The organism is Flavobacterium sp. ov086, from assembly GCF_900187965.1.
Taxonomy (GTDB): Bacteria; Bacteroidota; Bacteroidia; order Flavobacteriales; family Flavobacteriaceae; genus Flavobacterium.
Map to the genome: position 1 here is coordinate 115,676 of NZ_FZNL01000015.1, position 20,289 is coordinate 135,964.

Here is a 20,289-nt window from a genome sequence, read left to right on the forward strand (position 1 = left end):
ATTAATTCAAACAACTTACCAGGGTTTTTTCAAGATCTGTAAACTGAAATTCAAAACCTGCTTTTTGAATCTTTTCAGATGAAACTCTTTGGCCTTTTAAAATGGCTATACTCATTTCGCCTAAAGCAATTTTTAAAATAAACGATGGAACTTTGGGTAACCAAATAGAATATCCAAACAAGTTTGCCAGCGTTTTTGAGAATCTTGAATTTGTTGTAGTGTCTGTTGTACAAGCATTATAAGCATCTTGCATTTGCTCGTCAAGAATTGCTTTGAGGTAGATTTGACATAAATCATCAATATGAATCCATGGTAAATATTGTTTTCCGGTGCCTAATACTGCGCCAAAACCAGATTTAAAGCTTGGTATAATTTTTTTCAGGAAACCTTCGTCTTTACCCAAGACGATTCCTGTTCGGATTTTTACAATTCTAACTCCTAATGAAGCAATTTTGTCGACAGTTTTTTCCCATTCCTTACAAGTATTGCCTAAGAAATCATCAGCTGCAGGTGTCGTTTCATCGCATATTTTGTGACTTGTAATGGCGCCATAAATCCCAACTCCTGATGCCGAAATAAAAGCATCCAGAGTTTTGTTTTTTTCTTTTAAAATAGAATGTATAAGATCAATTGGTTTAATACGGCTTTCTAAGAGCGCTATTTTACGTTTTTTAGTCCATCTTTTTTCTACAATACCTTCTCCTGCCAAATGAATAATATAATCTGCTTTTAGAATCGCTTCCTCATCAATAAAGTTTTTATTCAAATCCCATTTATAGTAGGTAATCGAAGGTGTGTTTTTTTGATCCGAACGGCTTAATACAGAGACCAAAAAGCCATTATTGATAAGTACATCAGTAAGATGCTTGCCAACAAATCCAGTGCCTCCGGTTAATAAAACATTTTTGGACATTATATTATAATATATTTAACAGTGCAAGCTGTTTGTGCATAAGTAAAGGTACTTAAACATTGCTTACCTTTAAGGCAAATTCTAAATTTTAATGAAATGGCAACTAAAAATAAGACAATCACAAGAGATGATATCGTTTCAAAATATATGGATGAGGTTTTAGAAAAAGGACAAAAGCCAAAATCAGTTTATCATTTTGCAAAAGAAAATGATTTTACAGAAGCTGAATTTTACTCGTTTTTTGGAACATTAGAAGGTTTAGAAAAAGAGATATTCAGGCTCTTTTTTGCCAATACAATCGATTTATTGCATAAAAATACAGATTATCAGGAATACGACATGAAGAACAAAATGTTGAGTTTCTATTTTACCTTTTTTGAGATTTTAACTGCCAACAGAAGTTATGTGCTGCAGGCATTAAAAATTGATAGAAATCCAATTAGAAATTTAGTGCAATTAACTTCGCTTCGTGAAGGATTTAAAGAATATGTTTCTGAAATCCTGACGGATGATTACAGACTTGAACAAGAAAAGTTTCAAAAATTTCAGGAAAAAGCCATTCAGGAATCTGCTTGGCTGCAATTAATGATGACCATAAAATTCTGGATGGACGATGAATCAGCGGCTTTTGAGAAGACCGATATTTTTATCGAAAAATCAGTAAATGCCTCATTCGAATTAATGAATGTTGCGCCACTGAATCATCTTTTAGATTTTGGAAAATTCTTGTTTAAAGAAAAAATATACAGCAAACAATGAAAACGATCGATTATATACCAACTTCAAAAATAGAACGAGCTGGTAAGCTAGTACAAACCGGCGCAAAAATTGGCGTAAACTATGTTAAACATTATGCCGAAAAAATGGTTAATCCAGACTTAACGAGAGATAAACTAAATGAAAATAATGCCGAGGATATTTATGATGGTTTAAAAAGTCTAAAAGGAAGCGCATTAAAAGTAGCTCAAATGTTAAGCATGGACAAGAATTTCCTGCCTCAGGCTTATGTTGAGAAATTCTCTTTATCGCAATTTTCCGTTCCACCACTTTCGGCACCGTTGGTTTTAAAAACTTTCAAAATTAATTTTGGTAAAACACCTTATGAAATATTTGATGAATTCAATGCTAATTCTGTTAACGCGGCAAGTATTGGTCAGGTTCATTTGGCATCTAAAAACGGTAAAAAACTAGCTGTAAAAATTCAATATCCGGGAGTTGCCAACAGTATTTCGTCAGATTTGGCTTTGGTGAAACCTATCGCAATTAGAATGTTTAACCTTCAGGGAAAAGACTCTGATAAGTATTTTAAAGAAGTCGAGGATAAACTTATCGAAGAAACCAATTATTTGCTCGAGCTCGAACAAAGTCAGGAAGTTGTTGCAGCTTGCAGTAAAATAGAAAATATATTATTCCCAAGTTATTATCCGGAGTTCTCGTCAGAGAAAATCATCACGATGGACTGGATGACAGGAATTCACCTTTCGGAGTTTACTGCAAAAAGTACAGATCGTGAAGTGGGCGATAAAATTGGTCAGGCACTTTGGGATTTTTACATGTATCAAATTCATGTTTTACGAAAAGTACATGCTGATCCGCATCCGGGAAATTTTTTGGTAGACGATCAAAATCGTTTGATTGCTCTGGATTTTGGTTGTATGAAACAAATTCCAGTTGATTTTTATGAGCCTTATTTCGAATTGATCAATAAAAATGTCATCACAGATCCAAAACTGTTCAATGAAAAATTGTTCGAATTAGAGATTCTTCGTCCAGATGATTCACCTTCGGAAATTGAATATTTCACGGAGATGTTTCATGATTTGTTATCGCTTTTTACGAAGCCGTTTCAAGATGAAACTTTCGATTTTGCCGATGAAACTTTCTTTGAAAGCATTGCCAAATTAGGCGAGCGTTTTTCTAACGATACAAATCTCAAAAAAATGAACGGAAACCGTGGTTCTAAACACTTTATTTACATGAATAGAACCTTTTTTGGTTTGTATAATTTAATGTTTGATTTAAAAGCTAAAATTAAAGTAGAGAATTATTTGAAGTATTAGACTGGAAAATTCCAATATAAAAATTCTAAATTCCAATGGTGTAGGAACCTTTGTAAAAGTTTTAAACTTTGACAAAGGTTTTTTTTATACATTTTTTGTCAGAAATGACAAGATTGCACAAAACAATTGGAATTTGGAATTTTAAAAATTTGGAATTTATTTAATTATTCCCCTTTTGTAAGTCTCAATTGCACGATCTCTTGCAAAAGCATGATTAACCATTGGTTCATAGTAACCCAAATCAAACTCAGGAATCCATTTGCGGATGTAGATTCCTTTTTCGTCAAATTTCTTTTGTTGAATCTCAGGATTAAAAACTCTAAAATATGGCGCAGCGTCGCAACCTGTTCCTGCAGCCCATTGCCAGTTTCCTACGTTTGAAGCCAATTCGAAATCTAGTAGTTTTTCGGCAAAATAAGCTTCACCCCATTGCCAGTTAATCAACAGATGCTTACATAAAAAACTGGCTACAACCATGCGAACGCGATTGTGCATGTAACCCGTTTCATTTAGTTGGCGCATTCCGGCATCAACCATTGGATATCCTGTAGTTCCGGAGCACCAACGTTTAAAATCGTCTTCGTTATTGTGCCACTGAATACCATCGTAAGCCGATTTGAAATTGTGATTCACCACATTTGGAAAGCTAAAAAGGATCTGAATAAAAAACTCTCTCCAAATTAACTCACTCAAAAATGTTTGGTTCTTTTTATTTGCCCAATTCACTAATTTCCGAATACTAACGGTTCCAAAACGTAAATGTGGCGAAAGATAAGAGGTGCTGTCTAAAGCCGGAAAATCTCGTGTTTCTTTATAATTGGCAATTTGAGTTAAATTGTGAGGAAGTACTTTTATGGTGCTTTTTTCAAAACCAATTTCTGATAAATCAGGAAATGGAAATTGCTGTTTGATAAAGTTTTTTAAGAATGGTTTCGTGTCATATTCCAGGGCTTGTCCCGTAAGATGGTATTTCTCGAGCCATTTGTTTTTGTATGGTGTGTAAATCGTATAGGGAAGTCCATCTGATTTGGTGATTTCTTTTTCTTCAAAAATAACATGGTCTTTAAACGGAAAGACTTCAATGTTGTTTTGTTTTGCTAATTCCTGAATAGCAAGATCACGTTTAATCGCAAATGGTTCATAATCTTTATTGAAGAAGATTTGCTGAATATTGTATGTTGAAAGAAGCGATTTCCAAACATCTAAAGTTTTTCCTTTTTTGATTAAAATAGAGGAATCAGTTGCATGAAGTTCTTGGTTTACTTTCTCTAGTGAATCGTAGATAAAAGCCACTCGCGCATCATTTTTTGGAAGATTTTCCAGGATATCTTCATCAAAAATAAAAAGCGGAATTACCGGATAATCTGATTGCATAACATGAAATAATGCAACATTATCGTCTAAACGTAAATCACGTCGAAACCAGAAAAAAGTAACTTTTTGTTTTGTCATTATTTTGTCTCCAGCTTTGTTTTAAGGAAATTTGATTTGGATTTTTTTCGCCACGAATTCACAAATTTAATCACATTTATATTGTTTTTAATTCGTGAATTCGTGGTTGTTTTTTTTAAGTAACTATGATTTTGAATTGGATAATTCTTCGATTGTGGCATTTACATGTTGTACGGTTTCTATTTTGTATAATTTCATAGTTTCAATTATTACGGTCTAGTCTTTTATATACGAGATGTTTGCGTTAGGGGTTGCAGTGGAGCTCTTTTTGTGTCAGGCTTTTTCTGCCTGATGCAAAAAAGCGGGAACGTAAAACCCGACCCGCTTTTTCTGCGGGTAACGCCCAAATTATTTTACATTTTATAATATTTAAAAGGAACGAATAACATTCCGAAACATTCTCCATCTTCTTTTCCTAAATGCTTGTGGTGTATTTTATGCGCTTTTCGTAAACCAATCAGGTATTTGTTTTTAGTGTTTTTGAACCATTTAAAACGCTGGTGAATCAATACATCGTGAATTAAAAAGTAACACAAACCATAAAAAGTTACGCCACAGGCAATAAAAAACAAATAGTTGAATCCGTCCTCAACGCCAAAATAAAAAAGAATAATGCTTGGTGTTGCAAAAATGACAAAGAAAATGTCATTGCGCTCAAATGTATGTTCGTATTTGGGTTTGTGATGATCTGCGTGAAAATACCACATTAATCCATGCATGATATACTTGTGCGTGAGCCAGGTAACACATTCCATGAAGAGAAAAACACTTAAAAAGATTAGAAAAGAAATCATTTTGTATATTTTGAAATATTAAAGTTATTACTCTGGTTTGTTATTTCTCCTCTGTCGAAATGATAAAAACCGAGACGAAATTATTAAACCAGTTTCAATTTGTAAGTTACAAAAGATTGTGCCAAAAGCCCTGCTTTGGTATAGTTTGAAACTCTGATTCTTGAACTTCCAATTTCGTAATAAGGCGTATTCTTGAGTTTTGTTAATAGTTTTTTATAATAGATAAAAGCAGTATAAACGCCAAATTTTGCTTCTATAGGGAGTTTTACAATTCCTTGATAAGCGATTTTGAAATCTTCCTCAATTTCGTTGATGATAGCTATTTTGCTATTTTCATCGAAAGAATTTAGGTTTATTCCGGGAAAGTAATTTCGGTTTAAAACCAAATTATCATCTTTTAGATCTCTTAGGAAATTTACTTTCTGAAAAGCTGATCCTAATCGCATTGCTTCGTTTTTTAGCTGCTCATACTTTTGATTGTTTCCTTTTACGAAAACTTTAAGGCACATTAAACCCACAACATCGGCTGAACCGTAAATGTAATCTTCGTACTCTGTTTGTGTGTTATAATCTGATTTGATAAGATCAAGTTTCATGCTTTTTAAAAATGCCTGAACAAGATCGTCTATAATATCATATTGTTTTACGGTATGTTGAAATGAGTTAAGAATTGGGTTTAAACTAATGCCGGCTTTAATGGCTTTGTAATATTCTTTTTCGAAATCATTGATGAGGTTTTCTTTGTTGTAGTCTTGAAATGAATCGACAATTTCGTCAGCAAAGCGAACAAAACCATAGATGCTGTAAATCGCTTCACGAATGCTTGGTGATAACATTTTGACTGCTAATGAAAATGAGGTGCTGTAGCTTTGAGTAACTAATTTACTGCATTTGAAAGATACGGTATCGAATAGTGATTTCATTTTTTAGGATCTAAAAGTTTTTTGAATTAACTCAGCTACTAGTTTTCCGGATATTAAAGCAGGCGGAACTCCTGGTCCAGGAACGGTTAATTGTCCTGTGAAATATAAATTCCTGACTTTTTTACTCTTTAGCTTTGGTCTTAAAAAAGCAGTTTGTAATAATGTATTAGCCATTCCGTACGCATTTCCTTTGTAGGCGTTATAATCAGTGACAAAATCGTTCTTGCAAAATGATCTTTTAAAGATAATATTATTTTTAATTTTTTGTTGAGTAAGCTTTTCAAAACGATCAATTATCTTTTTAAAATATTCTTCGCGAAGTACTTCCGTATCTTTTATTCCGGGTGCTAACGGAATCAGGAAAAATCCGCTCTCCATTCCTTCTGGTGCTGCAGACAGATCTGTTTTTGATGGAAAATTGGCATAAAATAAAGGCGATTCTGGCCATTTTGGATCATCATAAATATCAGCAGCATGTTGATTAAAATCGACATCAAAAAATAAAGCATGATGTGAAATGTTTTCTACTTTCTTATCGAACCCAACAAAGAACAATAGGGAAGAAGGTGCGAAAACACGGCTTTCCCAATATTTCTCAGAATAAGCGCGATGTTCCTTATCTAATAAAGTTTCGGTATGATGGTAATCGGCACCGCTTAAAACGATATCTGCTTTTATATGTTTTCCGTCAATAATAATTTCGGTTGCAGTTTTATGCTCAACAACTATTTTTTCTATTGTGGAATTGGTTTTTATTGTAACGCCAAGTTCTATGGCTAGTTTCTCGATTGCTCGGACAACATCAAACATTCCAGTTTTTGGATGCCAGGTTCCTAATCCAAAATCAGCATAATTCATGAAATTATAAAAAGAAGGTGTTTTGGAAGGTTTAGCTCCGAGAAATAAAACAGGAAATTCGAGAATCTGAATTAGTCTTTCATTTTTGAATTTCTTGCGGATATCATTACTAACGGTACTAAAAAACAGTGAGAGTTTTAAAGTGGTTTCAGGGGTGATTAATTCAAGTGGAGAAATTCCCGGACGATAAACTAAGTCTTTAATAGCAATGTCATAATTGCTTTTGGCTTGTTTAATGAAAGTTTCGAGTTCTTGGCCACTTCCTTTTTCAATAGTTTCAAAAGTGGCTTTTATAGTTTCTAAATTATCACAAATACTGATAAAATCATCAACGCCAAAATAAACCTGATAGGCAGGATTTAGTTTTATTAGTTCGTAATAATCGGTTGTTTTTTTGTCAAAATCCAGAAAGAAACGCTCAAAAACATCCGGCATCCAGTACCAGCTAGGTCCCATATCAAAGGTAAAGCCGTCTTTTTTGAATTGTCTTGCCCGTCCTCCAATAGAATCATTTTTTTCATAAATAGTTACTGTGTTTCCTTGTTTTGCCAAGTAACATGCAGCAGCTAAAGCAGAGAAGCCAGATCCTATTATTGCTATAGTTTTTTTCATTTGTTTAACAAATATACAAAAAACTTAAACAAAATTATTATAGCATGCTAATTGTTTCGTCCATGGTATCGAAAATTCGGATCCTTTCAGGTAAATTTTTCTGTTCGATATGTTCTGTCATGTTGCCCATAAGCCAGATTTCGTTGTTTTCCTGAAGTAATTTTTGTCCCATCGATTTTACGTATTGATTGATTACACCGCGATCTGGCTGAACAGTCATGAAAGATACAAAGGTAATATTTTCAAAATGTCTGGTTAAATCCTGCAGATTTTCGATTGGCATACTTTCTCCTAAATATATGGCTTTGTAACCTTTAGATAAAATTTCATATTGCAGATATAGCAAACCTATTTTATGAATTTCGTTTAATGGCAAAGAGAGTACAAAAATTCGATCGGTTTTTGTTGGTTTTTGTATTTGAAGACTTTCGGTGTAAATTAATATCTTTTGTTTAATCAAATGACTCATAAAGTGTTCATTTGCTGGAGTTATGGTTTCTGATTGCCATAATAATCCCAATTCTTTTAATAAAGGAAGAAAATGATCTTTGAAAACTTCTTTGAAGCTTTTTTCAGAAATCAACCAATCAAAAGTAGTAAAGAATAATTCCTGATCAAAATTCATCATCGCCATTTTGAAAGATGTAATAGCGTAGTTTTGAGAGTTTTTCTTAGAAATAATTTCGCGTACTAATTGTGGAATCTTTTCTTCGGGATACGTTGCGATTTTAGAAATTTTATAACCGTATTCGTGTAGTAATGTAATGTTTAAAAGCTTCTGTAAATTTTGTAGATTATAAAGTCTGATATTAGTGTCTGTTCGCATTGGTTCCAGAATGTTATATCTTTTCTCCCAGATGCGAATAGTGTGTGCTTTTATTCCAGATAAGTTTTCAAGATCTTTAATACTGAAGACTGTTCTTATGTTGTTTATCATTATAATACCATTAGATAAACAAAAATAGGATAAAATCTGAAAAAATCTTTAAAATTGGATTAAAATGATGGGTTATTGGAGGTTTATCCTTTCGTAATGGTTTAGTTTGTCTAAGTGTAGGATCGTTTTTGAATTGTCTTCGCTTCTGTTGTACATGGTTTCGAATTTTGCCCCATATATTATTTCATCAAAAGTATAAGAAGTTCTTGCGGCAACTGTATTACTAAACATATCGTCAAAAGTGGTGATGAAAACCAGTATTTCGCCATGTGTGTTCTTGAAATCTTCTTCGGTAAAATTGTATAATGGACTATTTTCTGTTATAGGATGTACTAATGTCCAGCTTAACGAAAGGGCATTTATTCGATCCAGTTCTAGTTCTAAAGTATAGAATTTGTTGGTTTTTTCGCCATTTTCTTCAAAGCTCATTCCAAGCGTAATTTTTGCTGTAGCATCTGTAAAATTGGTATTTTTAAAGGGAACTAGCCGAATCATTAATCCTTTTTCTTTTCCGTAAGGAGAAATCAAAGCATGATGCGAGAATTTTAAAAATGCTGTAGGTTTGCTAAATCTTCCAAAGAATAAACCGGTTGCGATGGCAAAACTTAATAAACCAATTAAAGCTTCAGCTGCAGAAAGCGCACTGGTCATAAATCCTGTTGGACTTATGTGTCCGTAGCCAACGGTGGTAAAAGTTTGTGCGCTAAAAAAATAAGCTTGTCCAAATTGAGTCAGTACATTTTGTGATTGTGAGATTCCATCAAGATGCTCAATTCCTATCGCATAATAGATAATTGCAAAAACAAAGTTGATTGCGATGTAAAAGGAGAACAAGATAAGCATGAATTTCCAGTTTGGCATGTCGATCATGGTGTGGTACCAACTAATGCGACGGAGTAAATGCATACCTCTTTTCTCGATATTTGGAGTTCCGTTCTTGTTTACAAATCTTCCTCCGTAACTGTTGGCATTGCTCCCAAATCCTGAATTTTTATCTGTTTTGACGTTGTAGTTTATTTTTTTTAAAAGTGCCATTATGGTTTGGTTTAAAGCGCAAATGTAAAGATATCTTTAATATGAAGAGAGATGTTGTTTTTAATGAAAAAAGCAGCCTGAAAAACTAAATTTACAGACTGCTTTTGTATTGATGCTTTAAGTGACTTTGTATTATTTACAAAAAGTAGCTTTGTTCTTGATGGCACTTTGGCTTCCTAGCTCGATTGCTTTTGAAAAGTCTTTACAACAATTTTTTTTGTCTCCGACTTTGTTATATGCCAAGCCTCTTAAGTTGTAAGCAATATAATCTTTTGGGTTTAAGCCCAGAGAAGAAGTGCAGTCTTCTATTGCTTCTTTATAGTTTAGCAATTTGTAGTTTACATTGGCTCGACCAGTAAGAGCATCTGCATTCATGTTGTCCAGTTCGATTGTTTTGTTAAAATCAGCTAGAGCGCCTTTTAAGTCGTTTAGTTTTACTTTTGCAACACCGCGATTTTGATAAGCCTCAACAAATTTAGGACTCATGTTAATGGCTTTTGTGTAATCTGTAATGGCGCCTTTTGTGTTTCCGGCTTCGGCCTTTTTCATGGCTTTGTCAAAATAAGCTGTTGCAGATTGTGCCCATGTAGAGCAACTGATCATAATAAGTAATAGAGGTAATAATTTTTTCATAAACCAATTTGGGATTAGGTTAGTAGGTTAATAATTCAGAAACGAATTTAAGAAAGTTTTATTTTGTAGGAGAAATTTTGTTGTGAAATAATCGTAATTTATTTGTTGGGCGTTTTGATAGAAAAGGAAGGAGTAAGTAAGGTATTGTAGCTTTATTGATTTAAAGTGATGTTAAATGATTTTTTTAACTCCCGGGATTAATAGAATAAGTGAACCAAGTACAAAACTGCCTAAAACTATTAATGGTGCTGCTACAAGAAGTTTTATTGCAGGATCAATATCCCAGTTTCGTACGGCTAAAGTGAATGCGACAATTACTAATGGGTGAAAAATGTAAACGGCAAAACTACTACGAGATAATTTACTAAGAAGTTTTGATGAAGTATTCCAGCTTCTTTTTCCTTTGATTAATAATGCAGTAAGTATAGAAATACCAATCCATTGCTCCCAGACTGCATATAATAATGCTTGCCAGTGAAAGCCTCCGGAAAACCAAGATGAAGGACTGTTTAGTTTAAATTTGATTATAAGGAATATGGGGAAAAACAATAAACATAGTAAAGCTGATCTTTTGAGTTGTTTGCCTGTTTTGTCTGGAAGTTGTTCAAACCAATTATTTTTGGCAGCCAGTAATCCAATAATAAATAAGAAGATATATTGCGAAAAATGCCCAAGCTGAAAACCGATTGGTTCAAGAACCCGTCCTACTGGAAATGGAATTCTGACCAAAAAACTAATAATTCCTAATGCTACTGAGAACAATAATATTGTACTTGAATTAGGTGCTGTTAATGGTCTTTTTAAGCTAGTATTAAATGTTTTTTTAGCTGCAGCATAAATTAGAGAAAAAAGTAACAATGCAGCTAGAAACCATGTAACTCCTAAATCGATCCAACTATCATAGCCTTTTAAATAATCAAGATAGTTGATATGCTGTGCTTTGGTAAAATAGTAAACAAGATAAGAGATGAAAGGTGAAAGAATAAAAGAGTTAAATATGATTGGAGTTCCTAATCTAATAAGTCGGTCTTTGATGAATTTTGAGGTTCCTTTTCTGGAGTAAGAAGAACTGGTAAAATATGCGGCCAGCATAAAGAAATAGCCCATAAAAAAGGACTGATTAATGCTTATAAACATTGTCATGGGGATTCTTGCTCCTAGTAGTTTAGTTTGTTCAGTGTAATACCAGCCTTCAGAAGTACTGTAAGCGATAAAAGTATGATGAAGGACCACTAATATGGTTAATAGAATTTTAATGTTGTCTATGTATAATAATTTGTTTGGAGAATCAGAGCTCTGATTTTGGGTCGCAGTTGCAGTTGACATAATAAATTGGTTTAGCGTTATTGATGGCAAACGTACAACAGTAAAAGACAGTGATAGCAAGGCTTGTTACTGATAACTAGCTTTTGTGATGAACAACTAGCTTAGGCAATATATTTACTGCGAAGCTCTTGATAATAGTTGTTGAAGCTGTCGATTTGTTTTCTGGAAACGGGAATCTTTATGTTGGTTTCATTAAATGATAATAGGTAGCCTTGGGAGTTTCCGGATACTTTTTCAACCTTATACATGTTTACTAAATAGGTTCTGTGACATCTAAAAAAGTGTGGGTAATCAGTTATTTGAGTTTCAAATTGTGTTAAAGAAATTCTTTTTACTTCTGTGGTGATTTGGTTGCCATTTAATTTTGTTAACTCAATATAATTACCATCTGCTTTTACGAAGAGTAATTGATGAATGTCTAAGTTGAAGTTGTCTTGCTTTACCTGTGTATTAATAAAAATATTAGATTCAAGGGTTTTACTTTCTGGTTCAACTGCCAGCGGAATAAACTGAAGAACAAATGGGGATCCTTTTTTTGATTCAAAATAAAAGCTGGATAATCTTAGAAAAAAATAAAAAAATATTCCCGCAACAAGGCAATTTCTAATTTCTTCAAAAAAATAGTTCCACGACCAGTTGTTTGGATTGTTATAAAGTAAATCACGCATTAAAAAGCTCGATGTGCCTATTAAAATTAATAGTATTCCAATTTGAATATATTCTTTGAGTAAAGTCCATTTAATTTGGCTTTTTACTTTTCTGAAATTCAATATTCCAAAATAAGTTAGCAGAACCAATGCCGGGGTTAAGGCGTGGAAAAAGCAAATGAGTAAATAATGCATTCTGAGTTCCGGGTCATAAACTCCAAATGGTTTGAATAATAAAAGAAATGCCAGAATAATTAGAAATACAACAACCGAGCTTTTGATTAGATTTTGAGATTGATATCGTTCCGGATATTCAATTTCTTTTGTCAAATGTTGGGTGTTGATGTACGATCTCATGATTATTTTTTTTCGGGATTAAAAATAAGAAAAAAGAATAGGTTTGTTGTTTGTTTTTTGAAGGGCATGATGAGTAGTAAGGGGCGATTTTGTATTTTGTTTTCGCATATTTTGCAGACAGGCTGTCATCTATTTTTGTTGTCAATGTATCTCCAAGCAATTGAATTTATTTTTGGATTCTCCTAAGTCTTACTTACCAAATATAAAATTTTCAAACTATTGTTTTCGATTTTATATTTAGTTGGGTTAATTTAAATTTAAAAAGCGGAAACCTTTATAAGTAAAGATTTCCGCTTGTGTATGACTTCCTTAGTGTGAAATCTGAACCTTTTACTTTAAGTTTTTAAACGACTTAACAGAAGCGTGAAAAGAAAAGTATTTGATTTTCAAAGTTTATAATGCGCATTGAATCTCTTAATTATGTAACTGGTTTTTGAGAGCGTACAGCTTGCTTCTAAGATTTTTTAACATTAGAGGATCGGAAACTTTGCCTCGAACCCTAGTTAAAAAAATGGCTTCTCCGATAGTCATCTTTAGGGAGTGTCCTTGTTTGTTGAAGAGTTCTGAAATCAGTTTTGAAGTTTGCAACATAGGGTGAATTGATTTTAACATACTGAAGAAAAAACCATTATTTCCATGAAAATATATAGGTAGAATAGGAACGTCTGCTTTACAGATGATTTTGCCTACCACCGGATGCCACTCCGGATCTGTGATTTCACTCGTCTTAAAATTATATGATGAAACTTCTCCGGCGGGAAATATTGCAACAGGAATGCCTTCTGATAAAGCTTTGAGTGTCATTTTTAATCCAGTGATGCTCGCAGAATTTTGTATGTTTTCAAATGGATTTACCGCAATAATGCATTTTTCAAGATTTGGAATTTCCTTTAATAAAAAATTCCCCATATACATTGTATCAGGACGTATTTTTGCGATTGTACTTAATAAAGCTAATGATTCAATACCTCCATAAGGATGATTTGCAATAACAATAAAAGCTCCTTCACGAGGAATGTTTAGTAATTCGGCAGCATCAAATTGGACTTTTACGCCAATTTTCATTAAGACATAATTGGCAAAATCTGCACCCTCAAGATTACCTGCTTCTTTTACAATAGTATTTAAATTGTCAATTTTCATTACTTTCATTAAATAAGAAGGTAATCCTGGGATAGGAATTTTAGAAAGGCCGGCAGCTTCGGTAAACTTTTCTTTGGATATCAATGTCATATATTATAGGGCATTAGGGTTGAATGCGAAAACTAATAAAAAACCTAAAAGGAAGAAAACTAGCAATAGGTCAATGTTTATTATTGAGATTTTGTTATTATAACTTTATGACTTGAAACAGGGATTTGGAGTTATGAAAAGGAAAGATGGTCAGTCATTTGCATATTCTTTATCGCAATCGTGGGTAAAGATACTCTGATTTTGTATGCGAACATTTAATATATAAATAAAACAATGTTAAGAGAAAGTATATTTCCTTGATATCCAAAATTTGGATGTGATTACATATTCTTCATATGGTCTAAAATGAAAAAAGGTCAGATAAATTAATATCTGACCTTTTTTTGTGACCCGACTGGGGCTCGAACCCAGGACCCCATCATTAAAAGTGATGTGCTCTACCAACTGAGCTATCGAGTCATTCATTTCTTGAACGCGGGTGCAAATATAAGGAGTTATTTTTTATATATCACTACCTTTTTTTAAGTTAATTTAATGTAAAAGTATTGTTTCTAATTAACGAATTGAAATAGAGGTAGAAACAAAATAAAATAAAATACATTTTATGTGTTTTTAATTTTTGGAGACCTTAATGATGCTAAAGAATAGAATCGTTTGCTTGAAGATTTGAGGTTTTAAAAAATATAGTTTAGATTTTTTGTCACTTCCTGTTTGCATTTTGACTTGCTGGTATGATAGTGTTCAATGCAAAAGTTCAAAAGAATTAATGCCCCTGAATCTTGTAAAAATGCTACACGGAACAACTTCTGTAGTTATATTACTGAATCGAATTTATATTTTTAAAATATCACCAATTACATTAACAAATCCATATTCTTCAAAGCTACTCCAAAGAATAGGAACTACTAAATTGTATTCTTTTCCTTTTGTCCATATAAGCCTGTATCCGCTATCTTCCATGTAAATACACCCATAATCTGCTTCTGCGGCTCTGCATAATTCTTTAAAATATTTGTCGATTGATGTTGACTCTGCAAAAAGTCGACTCATACTACTTGTAACAGCCCAAAATTGAAGTTCTATGTAATTTGGCATTTTAGAAGAATAGTCTTTAATGTGAATTTCAACGTTACCTATCCACCATTTGTTATCTGCGTATTTATAATATTCAATGAACTTAGATTCATCAACAGAGTCTGGCTGATAATGTTGTGTCAAATCATACAAATGATACTCAATTATACTGTTATCTTCGTCAACTAAAATACATGTATCTATTCTTTGATTTATTCCAAAGTTGTCAAGTAAGGTTTTTGATATTTGTCCGTTTGCAAATTTGTCAATTTTATATAGCTGGTCATTAGTTATTTCGAATAATACCCTTTTTTTGTCTGCATGCTCATAAACGAATTTTAGAGCCTCTTTAAGTTTTTCTTTCTTAATGTATATTCGGTAATCGTAATCTAGTCCCATTTGTGTAATTCGTTTAAATTCAAATATATTGTTTTTAATTTAAAAAGGTTAAAAGGATTTTGATTGAGTATGCTTTTTTTTTGGATGGGTTTATATTTAATGTTTTGCAACTCGAAACATTTAACAAGTCACAGAATTAAGGGGGGAGTATAATGTTTTCCTGATCTTTTATAAAAATTGAAGGCTTGGAAATTGAAAACCTTTGGCGTAGTTTTAAGTAATATTTACTTAGAAATACTGATTTTGTGGAAAATAAAATTTATCAAAAGAGTTTTTTAGTGATCTTGACGGTACAGAATTCGAACCTCTTATTGGAAGATTTAAAGATTTTAAATGATTTCTAATTTTGCTATTTGAATTTAATATCACTATTGGTTAGAATCGCGCTCCCGCCAATTCATCAAAGTAGCAAAATCATCGAAATTTGCATTTCCGTTAGTAAGAAAAATATTTAACTGATAAATGTTTTATGAAATAAAAATCCTACTTTTGATAACAAATAAACACTGATATTTGTCGGACATATCGATTCAATTTAGGGTAGATAAGTCGGGCATCGTCAGACATATATACAAGTTAGCGTATTTGGGATGATTTGGCAAATCCGAAGAAAATGGGCTTAATTTAGTCCCAAACCCGCTGTAGCGCCAGAACGTTAACTGTTATTTTAAAAAATGAACGTATAAAAAATGAGTGTAAAGAAAAAAAAATGTTATGGATATTTGGAATAAAGACAACGGATTTATTGAACTTGAAAGTGGTAGGCAATCAAACGATGCAATTTTAAAAAACTTTGCATTGTCACTTCCGGACACGACACAGACGGCTGAGGTGATTCAGGTGGATCGCTTTATGGAGAAGGATAATAAGGCTGCGGCAACGACTAACGCGCTTGGATGGGCAAAAATATTGGAAGCGATTAATTCGAACGAGGATAGCACGACGATTCAGTTTGGAGCGGGAAAATATTACGTTGATAATACTTTAAAAGTCCCATCTAATGTGATTATCAAAGGAGCAACGGCGAATACGAAAGATAGTGAACTCGTTTTTACAGCACCGAGGCAAGGTTTGACGACAGAGGCGGCGAATATTGTGGGGCCTAATTACATAAAGAACGTGTTGATTCGTGATATCAGCATTAGGTATGAGATTGATCCAGTCATTATGAGTAGACATGCTTACGCGTTTTCGATGATTAATTTTGCGGGTGCTTATAAGGATGATGGCACATCGCTTGCTGAACCTTATGAGCTCCTTGATAATATCCATATAGATAACATTATTGCGGATGGGAATGAGCAGGCGAACTCGATTATTTATTTGGGAGGTATTAAAAATGGTTCGGTGAAAAACTCGGAAATTCGGAATTCTAATTTGCAGAGTGGGATTGCGCTGGAGTATTGCCAAACGATGATTATAGAGAAGAATAAGATTGGAAATGTTGGTCGTACAGGCATCGTGATGTATCGCGGGAATGGTGGCAGTGGTACGAAGCAGATCTCGATTATTGGGAATGAGATCAAGGATTGGATGCAGCGCTATGGTACGCAGCACTTTTATGCACCGGCCAACATGGAATATTCAGCGGATGATCGGAAATCGATGGTGGACGGTGGAATTGATAGTTACGGTGCGGCAAATAATAATATTATCATTGATAGCAACCGCCTTATAAGTGGTGAGGGCGGTAATAAATATAACCCGAGTAATATTCAAATCAACAATATAGAACGAAGAAAGAAGAATCCTCAAGCAACGGATTTAAGTTTGCAGCATGAGGTGCAGACGGATAATAATGGTAAAATTGTGGTGGATAGTTTGGACGCAGCGTTGCAGAAAAATATGACGGGTTACACGGCAATTCGTTTGTCCGGCGCGGAAAATGTGCGGGTTACAAATAATTTTGTTCAGTTAGACAGCTATGATAATTTTGCGTTTATGGCGCTGTACGAACGGGATCGTCAAGGTGTGAAAACGACGCCGAAAAATATTATTATCAAAAACAATGATTTCAATGCGAGTGGCAGGATTCGCTATCCGGTTCGAATTTTGACGGGTGCGGTGAATAAGTCGCGTGGTATCAGTATCGAGAACAATCGTTTTGATGTGGATGGATTGGTGGATAACTATTATAAGGTAATGATAGAGGTTCGAAATCCTGTGGAGCTGCTTAGTGTTACGGATAATACGGCTTCTTGGGATAAGCAAATTAATGGTTGGGTAACGGTTGCAGATACGGCGACTTCGAATTATATTGATAATCTCTTGATTTGGGGGAATTCTGGTACGAAGAAGACGGATATGACGCGTGTGCTGAATAATACGATGCCGTCGACGCTAAGAATTGCGCCACTTGAGCTTCTGAGTCCAGTGACGCCTTTTATTGGGAATTTATACACGGGATATGCGGATTATAAGGTTGGTGAAACGAATATTAAGGGCATGTTGGTGAATAACCAAGGGCGTTATCAGATTGTGATGGTCGTTATTAATGGTATTGGTATTAAAAATGCAACGGTGAACACTGATGGAAGTTTCTTGATCAATGTGAAAGCGAATAATATCATGAAGGATACACAAGTTGCAGTGCGCTACCGGGTGAATGGAAATGAGACGTATGATTCTGAGATGCAGGTGAAAATTACAGAATAAGGGGTTGAAACACGTCATTCTGTGTTAAAAAAGTAGTTGCAAGATAGGCAGTGTGTGTGCTATACTAAGGTTAGAGAAAAGAATGTGGGCAGCACTCCATTGGGCTACAAATTGATGAGTACTGGCTAAATGCTCAGGAGTTGTTGTGTAGACATAAGGTTTGTAGTTTCGTAGGCTCTGGCAGGTAAAATTGTGGTTCGTAGTGTTCTGCTAAATCAGCCAGGGTTTCATTGTATTTAGTATCAAAAAATTACGATAAACCAAAAGAGAAAAAAATGCATTTAGATCAAAATTCAGAGGTGTTAGAAATGTAGAATTCTTCCTTTTTAGATTAACCAATATTTATGCTTAATTTTTGCTGCTCCACAGGTTTTCGTGTTGATCCGTAAATACTGATATTACAAAAAATTAAAATTTTAGATAATAATTTTCGAACCATAAAAAAGTCTGCAAAATATACACTTTGCAGACTTTCTTTTTTTTCTAGTGACCACGGTGGGATTTGAACCCACACGCCCTTACGAGCACCACCCCCTCAAGATGGCAAGTCTACCGTTTCTCCACGTGGCCTAAAATAAAAAAGGTCAAGTAAATTAATACTCGACCTTTTGTGACCCGACTGGGGCTCGAACCCAGGACCCCATCATTAAAAGTGATGTGCTCTACCAACTGAGCTATCGAGTCATTGCGATCAAGGAAAGTATTTTGTTAAATCACAAATTTTGTGACCCGACTGGGGCTCGAACCCAGGACCCCATCATTAAAAGTGATGTGCTCTACCAACTGAGCTATCGAGTCATATTCTTTCCTTGAATGCGGGTGCAAATATAAGGAGTTATTTTTGATATTTGCAAGCTATTTTATTATAAATTTGTCTTTTTTTACTCAAAATTCACAACACCTTAATTTTTAGGTTCTTATTAAAATGAAAAAGATTATATTATTAGGATATATGGGCTGCGGAAAGTCAACAATTGCCCAAAATTTGTCAAAAAATACAAATATTCCGTTTCTTGATTTAGATAAATGCATCGAAAAAAAGGCAAATTTATCGATAAATGAGATTTTTGAACAACATGGTGAGATTTATTTTCGAAAATTAGAGCATGAAATGTTCGTAGAATTACTTCAATCTTCAGGAAATTGTATTATTGGTTTAGGCGGAGGAACACCTTGTTATGCCAATAACCATGAATTGCTAAAACGAGATGATGTTACCTCTATATATTTAAAAGCTTCTATAGAGACTTTATATAATAGATTAGTGCATAACAAAAGTAAGCGCCCGCTTATTGCTAATATGGATGAGGAAGAAATGAGAGAGTTTATCGCAAAACATTTGTTCGACAGAAGTTTTTATTACAATCATGCGCAACATAAGGTTGCAGTTGATGATAAAACTGTCGAAGAAACTGTCGAAGATATTTTAGGGATTCTAACTTAAAAAGGCATAATCACCGCCGTTTTCGTCAAAAACAACCTGAACATGCTCTAGTAAAGATGTAGATAGTGAAATTCCTTTGAAATCGGCTTTTACAGGGTATTTTTTGTGATTTCTATCTACAAGGACTGCTGTTTTGAATTTCTTAAGCGGAACGTCTAAGAAATGACGAACAGCATAGATTAGGGTTGTGCCTGAATTTAAGACATCGTCAACAAGGACTAATCCTTTGTTTTCGTATTCAGATGCAGACAAAGAGGTTTGTATTGGTAATTGCGGATTTTGTTTGTCGACTTTGACTTCACAAAGTGATACTTTAAGTGTAGAGATATTGCTTAAAGCTACAGCAATTTTTTGGGCAAAAACAGATCCATTAGAAGCGATTCCGGCAATCACAATTTCTTCTTCATCTACAAACGTTTCGTAAATTTGATACGCAATACGTTTTATTTTGTGTTCAATTTCCTGATTGGTTAAGATGATGTTTTTGCTCATGATTTATTTTTTTGCTAAAGTACAAATTGAATTTTAGATTGTAGATTGTGGATTTCAGATTTTTAAAATTTATTCTGTTTCATCCTCGTCAAAAATTTCATTGCCATATTCGTCAATGTCTCTTCGGTCTTTTTTGGTAGGTCTCCCAGTTCCGCTTTTGCGATAATGCTCTTTAGAAAGCTTTAATAGTTCTAAATGTGCGTAAGCTTCAGGTGGCGTTTCATTCTTTCTGTATATATCAACAAGTTTTGCCCCAACACGACTTTCGGGAATATCAAGTACGGTTATAATTTGTGTAATCTGATCTTTTCTAAAAGTAATTTTGTCTGTAGGGAAAACTTCTTTAGAAGGCTTGGCAACTTGCCCATTTACAGTGATATGGTTTTTTTTGCAGGCTTCAGTTACCATGTTTCTGGTCTTATAATAGCGCACGCACCATAAGTATTTGTCTATTCTCATAATTTTTCTAAAATCAAAGTTAAAT

General features: G+C 33.8%; 18 protein-coding genes and 4 tRNA genes. 4 read left to right on the top strand and 18 right to left on the bottom strand.

The annotated features are described in order from the left end of the window. Position 1: 1 nt before the first annotated feature. Positions 2–913, bottom strand: a complete 912-nt coding sequence (locus CHB81_RS16570; protein ID WP_089352965.1) for a TIGR01777 family oxidoreductase — start codon at positions 911–913, stop codon at positions 2–4. Between the two features lie 96 nt (positions 914–1,009). On the opposite strand from CHB81_RS16570, the gene CHB81_RS16575 reads away from it, so the two are divergent. Next, on the top strand, positions 1,010–1,672 hold the full coding sequence (locus CHB81_RS16575) for a TetR family transcriptional regulator C-terminal domain-containing protein (RefSeq protein WP_089352966.1): 663 nt from the start codon (positions 1,010–1,012) through the stop codon (positions 1,670–1,672). Then, complete coding sequence (locus CHB81_RS16580; RefSeq protein ID WP_089352967.1) at positions 1,669–2,973, top strand: AarF/ABC1/UbiB kinase family protein; 1,305 nt, start codon at positions 1,669–1,671, stop codon at positions 2,971–2,973. Before CHB81_RS16575 ends, CHB81_RS16580 begins: the two co-directional genes overlap by 4 nt. Before the next feature lie 156 nt (positions 2,974–3,129). On the opposite strand, the gene CHB81_RS16585 is transcribed toward CHB81_RS16580, so the two are convergent. The 12 genes from CHB81_RS16585 to CHB81_RS16640 all read right to left on the bottom strand — a co-directional run bounded on the left by CHB81_RS16585 (position 3,130) and on the right by CHB81_RS16640 (position 15,214). After that, positions 3,130–4,425 carry a deoxyribodipyrimidine photo-lyase gene (locus tag CHB81_RS16585; protein WP_089352968.1) on the bottom strand — a complete coding sequence of 432 codons (1,296 nt, stop codon included), beginning with the start codon at positions 4,423–4,425 and terminating at the stop codon, positions 3,130–3,132. 353 nt (positions 4,426–4,778) lie between these two features. Next, a complete protein-coding gene (locus CHB81_RS16590; RefSeq protein ID WP_089352969.1) occupies positions 4,779–5,219 on the bottom strand; it encodes a sterol desaturase family protein in 441 nt (146 codons plus the stop codon). A gap of 83 nt (positions 5,220–5,302) precedes the next feature. Beyond that, positions 5,303–6,142 (bottom strand): phytoene/squalene synthase family protein, encoded by an 840-nt coding sequence (locus tag CHB81_RS16595; protein ID WP_089352970.1) that lies wholly within the window; start codon positions 6,140–6,142, stop codon positions 5,303–5,305. A 3-nt stretch (positions 6,143–6,145) separates the two neighbouring features. After that, positions 6,146–7,612, bottom strand: a complete 1,467-nt coding sequence (locus CHB81_RS16600; RefSeq protein ID WP_089352971.1) for an NAD(P)/FAD-dependent oxidoreductase — start codon at positions 7,610–7,612, stop codon at positions 6,146–6,148. Positions 7,613–7,649: 37 nt separating this feature from the next. Further along, complete coding sequence (locus CHB81_RS16605; RefSeq protein WP_089352972.1) at positions 7,650–8,549, bottom strand: MerR family transcriptional regulator; 900 nt, start codon at positions 8,547–8,549, stop codon at positions 7,650–7,652. Between the two features lie 72 nt (positions 8,550–8,621). Further along, positions 8,622–9,584 (bottom strand): ion channel, encoded by a 963-nt coding sequence (locus tag CHB81_RS16610; RefSeq protein WP_089352973.1) that lies wholly within the window; start codon positions 9,582–9,584, stop codon positions 8,622–8,624. A gap of 132 nt (positions 9,585–9,716) precedes the next feature. Further along, the gene (locus CHB81_RS16615; RefSeq protein WP_254921142.1) at positions 9,717–10,217 is read right to left on the bottom strand and encodes a tetratricopeptide repeat protein; all 501 of its coding nucleotides are present in this window, start codon (positions 10,215–10,217) and stop codon (positions 9,717–9,719) included. Positions 10,218–10,388: 171 nt separating this feature from the next. Then, positions 10,389–11,543 carry an acyltransferase gene (locus CHB81_RS16620; protein ID WP_089352975.1) on the bottom strand — a complete coding sequence of 385 codons (1,155 nt, stop codon included), beginning with the start codon at positions 11,541–11,543 and terminating at the stop codon, positions 10,389–10,391. Between the two features lie 101 nt (positions 11,544–11,644). Continuing rightward, positions 11,645–12,547 (bottom strand): LytTR family DNA-binding domain-containing protein, encoded by a 903-nt coding sequence (locus CHB81_RS16625; RefSeq protein WP_089352976.1) that lies wholly within the window; start codon positions 12,545–12,547, stop codon positions 11,645–11,647. Between the two features lie 414 nt (positions 12,548–12,961). Beyond that, positions 12,962–13,774, bottom strand: coding sequence for a hypothetical protein (locus CHB81_RS16630; protein ID WP_141130414.1), 813 nt, complete (start codon positions 13,772–13,774; stop codon positions 12,962–12,964). 353 nt (positions 13,775–14,127) lie between these two features. After that, positions 14,128–14,200, bottom strand: a tRNA-Lys gene (locus CHB81_RS16635). A 372-nt stretch (positions 14,201–14,572) separates the two neighbouring features. Continuing rightward, on the bottom strand, positions 14,573–15,214 hold the full coding sequence (locus tag CHB81_RS16640) for a hypothetical protein (protein WP_089352978.1): 642 nt from the start codon (positions 15,212–15,214) through the stop codon (positions 14,573–14,575). A gap of 714 nt (positions 15,215–15,928) precedes the next feature. Between CHB81_RS16640 and CHB81_RS16645 the strand changes: the two genes are divergently transcribed. Next, positions 15,929–17,869 (top strand): right-handed parallel beta-helix repeat-containing protein, encoded by a 1,941-nt coding sequence (locus CHB81_RS16645; RefSeq protein ID WP_089352979.1) that lies wholly within the window; start codon positions 15,929–15,931, stop codon positions 17,867–17,869. A gap of 487 nt (positions 17,870–18,356) precedes the next feature. On the opposite strand, the gene CHB81_RS16650 is transcribed toward CHB81_RS16645, so the two are convergent. From CHB81_RS16650 to CHB81_RS16660, 3 genes are all read right to left on the bottom strand, one after another. Then, positions 18,357–18,439: transfer RNA gene (locus tag CHB81_RS16650), tRNA-Leu, on the bottom strand. Between the two features lie 41 nt (positions 18,440–18,480). After that, a tRNA-Lys gene (locus tag CHB81_RS16655) sits at positions 18,481–18,553 on the bottom strand. A gap of 41 nt (positions 18,554–18,594) precedes the next feature. Next, a tRNA-Lys gene (locus CHB81_RS16660) sits at positions 18,595–18,667 on the bottom strand. 127 nt (positions 18,668–18,794) lie between these two features. Between CHB81_RS16660 and CHB81_RS16665 the strand changes: the two genes are divergently transcribed. Continuing rightward, the gene (locus CHB81_RS16665; protein ID WP_089352980.1) at positions 18,795–19,313 is read left to right on the top strand and encodes a shikimate kinase; all 519 of its coding nucleotides are present in this window, start codon (positions 18,795–18,797) and stop codon (positions 19,311–19,313) included. On the opposite strand, the gene CHB81_RS16670 is transcribed toward CHB81_RS16665, so the two are convergent. After that, positions 19,305–19,805: a phosphoribosyltransferase family protein gene (locus CHB81_RS16670; protein WP_089352981.1), complete on the bottom strand. Its 501-nt coding sequence runs from the start codon at positions 19,803–19,805 to the stop codon at positions 19,305–19,307. The two genes, CHB81_RS16665 and CHB81_RS16670, sit on opposite strands and share 9 nt — an antisense overlap. A gap of 69 nt (positions 19,806–19,874) precedes the next feature. Then, positions 19,875–20,264, bottom strand: a complete 390-nt coding sequence (locus tag CHB81_RS16675) for an RNA-binding S4 domain-containing protein (RefSeq protein ID WP_089352982.1) — start codon at positions 20,262–20,264, stop codon at positions 19,875–19,877. Positions 20,265–20,289 lie beyond the last annotated feature (25 nt).

Excerpts from the sequence above, each read along its gene's own strand:
- CHB81_RS16585 (WP_089352968.1), bottom strand. The coding sequence starts at position 4,425 with ATGACAAAACAAAAAGTTACTTTTTTCTGGTTTCGACGTGATTTACGT.
- CHB81_RS16575 (WP_089352966.1), top strand. The coding sequence starts at position 1,010 with ATGGCAACTAAAAATAAGACAATCACAAGAGATGATATCGTTTCAAAA.
- CHB81_RS16640 (WP_089352978.1), bottom strand. The coding sequence starts at position 15,214 with ATGGGACTAGATTACGATTACCGAATATACATTAAGAAAGAAAAACTT.
- CHB81_RS16595 (WP_089352970.1), bottom strand. The coding sequence starts at position 6,142 with ATGAAATCACTATTCGATACCGTATCTTTCAAATGCAGTAAATTAGTT.
- CHB81_RS16570 (WP_089352965.1), bottom strand. The coding sequence starts at position 913 with ATGTCCAAAAATGTTTTATTAACCGGAGGCACTGGATTTGTTGGCAAG.
- CHB81_RS16625 (WP_089352976.1), bottom strand. The coding sequence starts at position 12,547 with ATGAGATCGTACATCAACACCCAACATTTGACAAAAGAAATTGAATAT.
- CHB81_RS16615 (WP_254921142.1), bottom strand. The coding sequence starts at position 10,217 with ATGAAAAAATTATTACCTCTATTACTTATTATGATCAGTTGCTCTACA.
- CHB81_RS16605 (WP_089352972.1), bottom strand. The coding sequence starts at position 8,549 with ATGATAAACAACATAAGAACAGTCTTCAGTATTAAAGATCTTGAAAAC.
- CHB81_RS16620 (WP_089352975.1), bottom strand. The coding sequence starts at position 11,543 with ATGTCAACTGCAACTGCGACCCAAAATCAGAGCTCTGATTCTCCAAAC.
- CHB81_RS16675 (WP_089352982.1), bottom strand. The coding sequence starts at position 20,264 with ATGAGAATAGACAAATACTTATGGTGCGTGCGCTATTATAAGACCAGA.
- CHB81_RS16670 (WP_089352981.1), bottom strand. The coding sequence starts at position 19,805 with ATGAGCAAAAACATCATCTTAACCAATCAGGAAATTGAACACAAAATA.
- CHB81_RS16610 (WP_089352973.1), bottom strand. The coding sequence starts at position 9,584 with ATGGCACTTTTAAAAAAAATAAACTACAACGTCAAAACAGATAAAAAT.
- CHB81_RS16645 (WP_089352979.1), top strand. The coding sequence starts at position 15,929 with ATGGATATTTGGAATAAAGACAACGGATTTATTGAACTTGAAAGTGGT.
- CHB81_RS16665 (WP_089352980.1), top strand. The coding sequence starts at position 18,795 with ATGAAAAAGATTATATTATTAGGATATATGGGCTGCGGAAAGTCAACA.
- CHB81_RS16600 (WP_089352971.1), bottom strand. The coding sequence starts at position 7,612 with ATGAAAAAAACTATAGCAATAATAGGATCTGGCTTCTCTGCTTTAGCT.
- CHB81_RS16580 (WP_089352967.1), top strand. The coding sequence starts at position 1,669 with ATGAAAACGATCGATTATATACCAACTTCAAAAATAGAACGAGCTGGT.
- CHB81_RS16590 (WP_089352969.1), bottom strand. The coding sequence starts at position 5,219 with ATGATTTCTTTTCTAATCTTTTTAAGTGTTTTTCTCTTCATGGAATGT.